4 tRNA genes and 1 rRNA gene are annotated in these 605 nt (G+C 45.6%); all 5 read left to right on the plus strand.

Features of this window, described 5'->3' with window-relative positions:
- The first annotated feature begins 78 nt into the window (after positions 1-78).
- The 5 genes from rrf (at position 79) to KMHG_RS16990 (ending at position 592) form a co-directional block, all read left to right on the plus strand.
- Positions 79-194, plus strand: a 5S ribosomal RNA gene (gene rrf, locus KMHG_RS16970).
- A gap of 21 nt (positions 195-215) precedes the next feature.
- A tRNA-Asn gene (locus KMHG_RS16975) sits at positions 216-292 on the plus strand.
- A gap of 12 nt (positions 293-304) precedes the next feature.
- Positions 305-396: transfer RNA gene (locus KMHG_RS16980), tRNA-Ser, on the plus strand.
- A gap of 38 nt (positions 397-434) precedes the next feature.
- Positions 435-509, plus strand: a tRNA-Glu gene (locus KMHG_RS16985).
- A gap of 7 nt (positions 510-516) precedes the next feature.
- A tRNA-Val gene (locus KMHG_RS16990) sits at positions 517-592 on the plus strand.
- Positions 593-605 lie beyond the last annotated feature (13 nt).

The following is a 605-nucleotide window of genomic DNA, read 5'->3' on the forward strand; positions in this document are numbered from 1 at the left end:
TAAATTATTTTATTATAATAAAAAGTGTTGACTTTTTATGAAAAGATGATATGATTATTCTTGTCCTTAAGAAAATAGTCTAGTGATGATGGCAAAGAGGTCACACCTGTTCCCATGCCGAACACAGAAGTTAAGCTCTTTAGCGCCGATGGTAGTTGGGGGTTTCCCCCTGCGAGAGTAGGACGTCGCTAGGCTCAAATCTTAAGTTATATTATTCCGCTGTAGCTCAGTTGGTAGCAGCATCTGACTGTTAATCAGAGGGTCACAGGTTCGAGTCCTGTCAGCGGAGCCATTTTTAAATCTCGGAGAGTTGTCCGAGTGGCCGAAGGAGCACGATTGGAAATCGTGTAGGCGGGTAACCCTGTCTCAAGGGTTCAAATCCCTTACTCTCCGCCATTATTCAAACGAATAATGATGAAGCTTTAATTTAACATGGCCCCTTGGTCAAGCGGTTAAGACACCGCCCTTTCACGGCGGTAACACGGGTTCGAATCCCGTAGGGGTCACCATTTATACGGAGGATTAGCTCAGCTGGGAGAGCATCTGCCTTACAAGCAGAGGGTCGGCGGTTCGATCCCGTCATCCTCCACCATTTATATCAATAA

The sequence above is a fragment of the Kurthia massiliensis genome (assembly GCF_000285555.1).
GTDB lineage: Bacteria > Bacillota > Bacilli > Bacillales_A > Planococcaceae > Kurthia > Kurthia massiliensis.